This window comes from Pseudomonas sp. PHC1 (assembly GCF_046487845.1).
Classification (GTDB): Bacteria; Pseudomonadota; Gammaproteobacteria; order Pseudomonadales; family Pseudomonadaceae; genus Aquipseudomonas; species Aquipseudomonas sputi.
The window spans coordinates 128,177-134,245 of record NZ_JBJXHJ010000018.1; the positions used below are offsets into that span (position 1 = coordinate 128,177).

The window sequence follows — 6,069 nt, forward strand, 5'->3', positions numbered from 1 at the left end:
AAATTGATTTTTCACGGAATTTTGACTGTTTCGTGTGGATCCTGTGCGCGCGGAATCGGTACAGCCTTAATCCGCTACGCTGAACGCAGTGAACGTAAAAAAATACTATCGGGGCATGCCTCTGCGCATCGCTCTCTGGGGGATTGATGGATCTTTGGACGGCCTTGCAGGCATTGATTCTAGGAGTTGTAGAGGGGCTGACGGAGTTTTTGCCCATTTCCAGTACCGGACACCAGATCATTGTCGCCGACTTGCTCGATTTTGGAGGCGAGCGGGCCATGGCGTTCAACATCATCATTCAGCTCGGCGCGATTCTCGCGGTGGTCTGGGAATTCCGGCGCAAGATCCTCGACGTGGTCATCGGCCTGCCGACCCAGCCGAGTGCTCGGCGCTTCACCGCCAACCTGCTGATCGCCTTCCTGCCCGCCGTGGTGCTGGGGGTGGTCTTCGCCGATCTGATTCACCACTATCTGTTCAACCCGATCACCGTGGCCGCCGCGCTGGTGGTGGGCGGGATCGTGATGCTGTGGGCTGAGCAGCGCCAGCATGAAGTACACGCCGAAACGGTCGATGACATTCGCTGGACGGATGCGCTGAAAATCGGTTTCGCCCAGTGCCTGGCAATGATTCCCGGCACCTCGCGCTCCGGCTCGACCATCATCGGCGGCCTGTTGTTCGGCCTGTCGCGCAAGACCGCCACCGAGTTCTCGTTCTTCCTGGCGATGCCGACCATGGTCGGTGCGGCGGTGTATTCGGGCTACAAGTATCGGGACCTGTTCGTGCCGGCAGATTTCCCGGTGTTCGCCATCGGGTTCGTCACGGCGTTCATCTTCGCCATGATCGCGGTGCGCGGCCTGCTCAAGTTCATCGGTAGCCACAGCTACGCGGCGTTCGCCTGGTATCGGATCGTCTTCGGTCTGGTGATTCTGGCGACCTGGCAGTTCGGCTGGGTTGACTGGTCGGCAGCCAAGCCATGAGTGATTCCCGAGCACGCCGCCCGGATCGCGGTCCTTCCGGTGGCAATATCCAGCACTTGAAATTGAAGCTGGTGGTGCTGCTGATCGTCTGCGCGTTGCCGCTGTCCGGCTCGCTGTCGATGTGGCTGCGCGGGATTTCCCTGGTACCGCTGACCGCTTACGGACTGGTCAGCGTGCTGGCGTTTTTTCTGTACTGGGCGGACAAACGCAAGGCACGCGCCGCCGCCTGGCGTACGCCGGAAAACATCCTGCACGCCGTGGAACTGGCCGGTGGCTGGCCGGGCGCATTGATCGCCCAGCAGGTCTTCCGGCACAAGACGCGCAAGGTGTCGTTTCAGGTGCTGTTCTGGGTGATCGTGGCGTTGCATCAGGTGTTCTGGATCGATCAGTTGTTCCTCGGTTCGAACCTCCTGGCGCTGTTCTAGAGCAGCAGCCCGACCTGCACGCGCTTGGGCAGCTTGCTCACCACCAGTTGATGGGAGCGCTGCAGCAAGCCTTGCAATTCTTCGGCGCCCAGCGGGTAGGGCGGGTGCATGATGATCCATTGCGCCCGGGCCAGATACGGCGCCGGGTGAATGCCCGGCCGGTCGCAATGGCCGAGAAACAGATCCTTGTCGACCTTGAACGCCAGCGAATCACCGCGCAGCCCCTGCAAGGCGAACATCTTGTTGCCGGCAATCGAAAACACCCGCACGCCACCCCATTTGTAGTCTTCCCGGGCGCCAGGCAGGGCCAGGCAAAACTGCGCGACATCCTGCTCGCTCATCTTCCCTTGTTTCATAACAGCCGCTCTCCACAGGCATTGAACGATTCGACCAGATGATCGATCCATGCGCGTACCGCCGGCATCACCCCGCGCCGATGCGGATACACCGCTTGCAGCCAGCCGCCGGGCAATGACCAGTCCGGCAGCAATTGCACCAGCGTGCCGTTGTTCAGCTCCGCTTCGCAATACATCATCGGCAACAGGGTGAAACCCTGGCCGGCCAGCACGCAAGCCTTGCGTACGATGAAATCGTCGATGCCCAAACGTGCCTCCAGCGCCAGATCGCAACTCTTGCCGTGCTGATCGAGCAGGCGCACATGCACCATGCGGTCGGCCTCCAGGGCGCCCAGCACCGGCAGATTCTTCAAGTCCTGCGGATGATTGATTTCCACGCCCTGCATAAAAGAAGGGCTTGCGACCACCACCATCTGCGCCTGACGCAGGCGACGGGTCACTAGCATCGGTTCTTCATCGCCGTGTTCGCGCACGCGCAGCGCTACGTCGATGCCTTCGGTGATCAGGTCGACCCGGCGATTGATCAGTGTCACTTCCAGTTGCACCTGAGGGTATTTGCCAAGGAAATTGCTGATCACCACCGGCAACATTTCATGGGCCAACCCGGTCGGGCTCGACACTCGCAAGCGTCCGCGAGGCTCGCTGGACATGCTGGCCACCGTTTCATCGGCCATTTCCGCTTCCAGCAGCATTGCCTGACAGTGGCGCAGATAACGCTCGCCGACCGCCGTCAGCTTCAGTTGTCGCGTGGTGCGTTGCAGCAACCGGGCGCCAAGACGTTCTTCGAGCTCGGCGATGCGCCGCGACAGGCGCGACTTGGGAATGCCGAGCAAGCGGCCGGCGGCGGCGAATCCGCCGGCCTCGACCACTTTGGCGAAATAGTAGAGATCGTTGAGGTCTTGCATGGGGAAATCCGACTGTTCTATCAGTGGGACAAACTATCGCATTGTTGCCGTCTAATCAGCTATTGGTTTCGTCGGTAGGATTGTCTCCATTCCGTCGCCACCGGCGATTCATTCCAGGAGATTCCACATGAAACTGCTGCACATCGATTCGAGCATTCTGGGCGACAACTCCGCTTCCCGTCAGTTGAGCAGTCAAGTCACTAAAGCCTGGCAAGCTGCCGAGCCAAGCGCTGTCGTGACCTACCGCGACCTGGCCGCCGACGCCATCAGCCACTTCTCGTCGACCACCCTGGTGGCCGCCGGCACCACCGCTGAACTGCGCAACGCCGCCCAACAGCACGAAGCCGAACTGAGCGCCACCACCCTGGCCGAATTCATCGCCGCTGACGCCATCGTCGTCGCTGCCCCGATGTACAACTTCACCGTGCCGACCCAACTCAAAGCCTGGATCGACCGCATCGCCGTCGCCGGCCAGACCTTCCGTTACACCGAAGCCGGTCCTGAAGGCCTGTGCGGCGGCAAGAAAGTCGTGATCGTCTCCACCTCCGGCGGTATCCATGCCGGCCAGGCTTCGGGCGTGGCCCACGAAGACTATCTGAAACTGGTCTTTGGCTTCCTTGGCATCACCGACATCGAAGTCGTGCGTGCCGAAGGCCTGGCCTACGGCGAAGAAGTGCGCAACAACGCCATGAGCGCTGCCCAAACCAAGATCAGCGAGCAACTGTTCGCCGCCGCGTAAGGCTTGCGTAAAGAACAGCGCCAGTTCAGGCAAGCCCGAAAAAACTCTGTATTCTGGTTCCGCAAGGGCCAGATGCGGAGTTTTTTGTTTCTGACTGTTACATAATCTGGCCCGGGTTATGCAGTCTGATGATCAACGTCTGAGTGCAACGCCGCGCCGAATCACCCAGCCTCGGGATTTCGGACGTCGGACACCACGGATCTTTCGATTGAGTAACAACAGGGTGGGGCATCCCATGATGCGTCTTTGTGCAGCGTTACTGATGTGCCTGCTCGGCAGCCTGAATTCAGTGCACGCTGCGCCCGGGCAGCACCCGCGCTGGAGCGTCGGTTATCACGAGATGACGTTCCTCGACCCGCTCGATCTGCAACCGATGCGCGCCATCGCGTTCTATCCCTCCAGCGACCGCGAACACTTGAGCCTGCTGGAAGGCTATTCGGTCGAGGCCGGCGAAGACACCAAAGTCGCCATCGGCCGCTTCCCGATGCTGATGCTCTCCCACGGCAACACCGGCACGCCGCTGGCGCTGCACGACCTGGCCACGTCCCTGGCACGCAAGGGCTTTGTCGTGGTGGCGGTGATTCACCCCGGCGACAACTCCAGGGATCACAGCCGCCTCGGCACGTTGAGCAATCTGTATGGCCGGCCAATCCAGATTTCCGAAGCCATTACCGCGACGTTGGGCGACCGCATGCTCGCGCCGTACGTAAACGCCGAACAGGTTGGCGTGATCGGTTATTCGGCGGGCGGCGAAACGGCGTTGATTCTGTCCGGTGCGCAGCCTGATCTGGATCGTCTGCGTCGTTACTGCCAGGAACGCCCGGACGACCGCGATGCCTGCAACACTCAGGGTGAGTTGATTGTCGATCGCGACGATCTGCAACCGGTGGCCGATCCGCGCGTGCATGCGTTACTGCTGATGGCGCCGTTGAGTCTGAAATTTGGTCGCCATACGCTGGCCGACGTGCATGTACCGGTGCTGCTCTACAGCGGCGACGGCGACAAACTGGTGGCCTTCGACAAAAACGCTGCTGCCCTGGCGCGCAAACTGCCGACCGCACCGGACTTCAAATTGCTGGCCGGGGCAGGGCACTTCGTGTTCATGGCGCCGTGCACCGAAGAGCAGATCCTCGCCATGCCGGCGCTGTGCACCGATGCCGATGGCGTGGACCGCGAAGACATCCACCGCAACCTGATTTCCGAGGCCGGGCGGTTTTTCTCCCATGCCTTGGGCAGATCGACCCGCGCGGGCATGCAGACGGCGGATCAGTGAGCGTTTACGCCATGGCCCGGCGCTTGAGCAGCAAGGTCAATCCCAGTCCGGTCACGGACAGCACCGCCGCACTGAAGAAAATCCACGAATAGCCCAGATTCAGCGCCACCGCGCCCATCAACGGCCCGGCAATCGCCAGCGCCAGATCGAAGAACACTGCGTACGCACTCAGCCCGGCGCCGCGACTGGAGTTGGGTACCTGCTTGATCGCCTCGACGCCCAGTGCAGGGTACACCAGCGACAGGCCGAAGCCGGCCAGACCGGCGCCGATCAAGGCATACGCGGTCGAGGGCGCCAGCCACAGCATGACCAGGCCCACGGTTTCGATGGTCATGCAGGCAATCGCCGAAGTGAACCCGCCAAAACGCCCGATGGCCGAAATGAACAGCAGCCGCGACAGGATGAAACACACGCCGAACACGGTCAGGCAGTACGCCGCGCCGCTCCAGCCGCGATTGAGGTAATACAGGGTGATGAAGGTGGTCAGGGTGCCGTAGCCAATCGACGCCAGACTCAGACTGGCGCCGAACGGTGCAATTCGCCCGAACACCGCCCAGAACGGCAGCCGCTCACCGCGCACCACCGGCACTGAGGGCTTATTGCGGATCAGCAGCAAGGCGCCGGCCGCGAGCAGCGACAACGCAATGCCAAGGCTTTCGAAACCATAATCGGCGACCATCAGCACCCCCAGCGGCGCGCCGATGGCAATCGCACCATAGGACGCAATGCCGTTCCAGGAAATCGAGCGCGCGGTGTGTTCGGCACCGACCTGGCCCATGCACCAACTGATGGTGCCGACGCCGATCAGGCCCTGGGCGATCCCCAGCATCAGGCGACCGACGATCAGGATCGACAGGCTCAGCAGCGGCAAGCTCTGCAGCAGCGTCGAAACCAGCGTCAGCACACCGCTGAGCACAATCCCCGACAAGCCATACACAATCGCCCGCTTGGTGCCGACGGTGTCTGACATGCGCCCGGCCATCGGCCGGCTGAGCAGGGTGGCCAGGTATTGCGAACCGATCACCCATCCCGCAATCACGGCGCTGAAACCCAGTTGTTCATGCACGTAGCCGGGCAGCACCGCAATCGGCAGACCGATGCAGAGGAAGGCAATAAAGGTATAGAAAACGATGGAAACGATCTGCAGGGTGATCGCCATGGAGCTTTGCGGTGGCTGTTGCTGCGCAGACATGAGGGCTCGTTCGCGGGCGGCGGTGGGAGAGTCCGCATCATGGCTTGGTGCTGAAATAAAAGAAAGCAGGCTAACGATCGTTTCCCCGCATCCCACGCGATCGGTCGCTGGACTAACGCTCAGCAAAAAAAAGGTTCTTCACGGAATCCCGGGAAACATAGAAACAAGAACGCCGATTTGGTTGATGATGTTCGTGCGAGCA

7 protein-coding genes are annotated in these 6,069 nt (G+C 61.2%); 4 read left to right on the top strand and 3 right to left on the bottom strand.

Going from position 1 to position 6,069, the window contains the following annotated elements; genetic code table 11:
- Positions 1-146 precede the first annotated feature (146 nt).
- Both ACKJSM_RS21045 and ACKJSM_RS21050 read left to right on the top strand, forming a co-directional pair.
- The gene (locus ACKJSM_RS21045; protein WP_236178513.1) at positions 147-977 is read left to right on the top strand and encodes an undecaprenyl-diphosphate phosphatase; all 831 of its coding nucleotides are present in this window, start codon (positions 147-149) and stop codon (positions 975-977) included.
- The gene (locus tag ACKJSM_RS21050) at positions 974-1,402 is read left to right on the top strand and encodes a DUF1294 domain-containing protein (RefSeq protein ID WP_236178514.1); all 429 of its coding nucleotides are present in this window, start codon (positions 974-976) and stop codon (positions 1,400-1,402) included. The genes ACKJSM_RS21045 and ACKJSM_RS21050 overlap by 4 nt, the downstream gene beginning before the upstream one ends.
- On the opposite strand, the gene ACKJSM_RS21055 is transcribed toward ACKJSM_RS21050, so the two are convergent.
- Entirely contained in the window at positions 1,399-1,758 is a 360-nt protein-coding gene (locus tag ACKJSM_RS21055) for an MmcQ/YjbR family DNA-binding protein (RefSeq protein WP_410238717.1), read from the bottom strand. The genes ACKJSM_RS21050 and ACKJSM_RS21055 overlap by 4 nt on opposite strands.
- On the bottom strand, positions 1,755-2,663 hold the full coding sequence (locus ACKJSM_RS21060; RefSeq protein ID WP_339488706.1) for a LysR substrate-binding domain-containing protein: 909 nt from the start codon (positions 2,661-2,663) through the stop codon (positions 1,755-1,757). Before ACKJSM_RS21060 ends, ACKJSM_RS21055 begins: the two co-directional genes overlap by 4 nt.
- Before the next feature lie 127 nt (positions 2,664-2,790).
- Between ACKJSM_RS21060 and ACKJSM_RS21065 the strand changes: the two genes are divergently transcribed.
- Positions 2,791-3,402: an FMN-dependent NADH-azoreductase gene (locus tag ACKJSM_RS21065; protein WP_410238718.1), complete on the top strand. Its 612-nt coding sequence runs from the start codon at positions 2,791-2,793 to the stop codon at positions 3,400-3,402.
- 235 nt (positions 3,403-3,637) lie between these two features.
- Complete coding sequence (locus ACKJSM_RS21070; RefSeq protein ID WP_236178517.1) at positions 3,638-4,675, top strand: alpha/beta hydrolase family protein; 1,038 nt, start codon at positions 3,638-3,640, stop codon at positions 4,673-4,675.
- A gap of 4 nt (positions 4,676-4,679) precedes the next feature.
- Here ACKJSM_RS21070 and ACKJSM_RS21075 read toward each other — a convergent pair whose 3' ends face one another.
- The gene (locus ACKJSM_RS21075; protein ID WP_410238719.1) at positions 4,680-5,867 is read right to left on the bottom strand and encodes an MFS transporter; all 1,188 of its coding nucleotides are present in this window, start codon (positions 5,865-5,867) and stop codon (positions 4,680-4,682) included.
- Positions 5,868-6,069 lie beyond the last annotated feature (202 nt).

What these genes read in the sequence shown, in the direction of transcription:
- ACKJSM_RS21045 (WP_236178513.1), top strand. Translation starts at nt 147, where the DNA reads ATGGATCTTTGGACGGCCTTGCAGGCATTGATTCTAGGAGTTGTAGAG.
- ACKJSM_RS21050 (WP_236178514.1), top strand. Translation starts at nt 974, where the DNA reads ATGAGTGATTCCCGAGCACGCCGCCCGGATCGCGGTCCTTCCGGTGGC.
- ACKJSM_RS21075 (WP_410238719.1), bottom strand. Translation starts at nt 5,867, where the DNA reads ATGTCTGCGCAGCAACAGCCACCGCAAAGCTCCATGGCGATCACCCTG.
- ACKJSM_RS21055 (WP_410238717.1), bottom strand. Translation starts at nt 1,758, where the DNA reads ATGAAACAAGGGAAGATGAGCGAGCAGGATGTCGCGCAGTTTTGCCTG.
- ACKJSM_RS21065 (WP_410238718.1), top strand. Translation starts at nt 2,791, where the DNA reads ATGAAACTGCTGCACATCGATTCGAGCATTCTGGGCGACAACTCCGCT.
- ACKJSM_RS21070 (WP_236178517.1), top strand. Translation starts at nt 3,638, where the DNA reads ATGATGCGTCTTTGTGCAGCGTTACTGATGTGCCTGCTCGGCAGCCTG.
- ACKJSM_RS21060 (WP_339488706.1), bottom strand. Translation starts at nt 2,663, where the DNA reads ATGCAAGACCTCAACGATCTCTACTATTTCGCCAAAGTGGTCGAGGCC.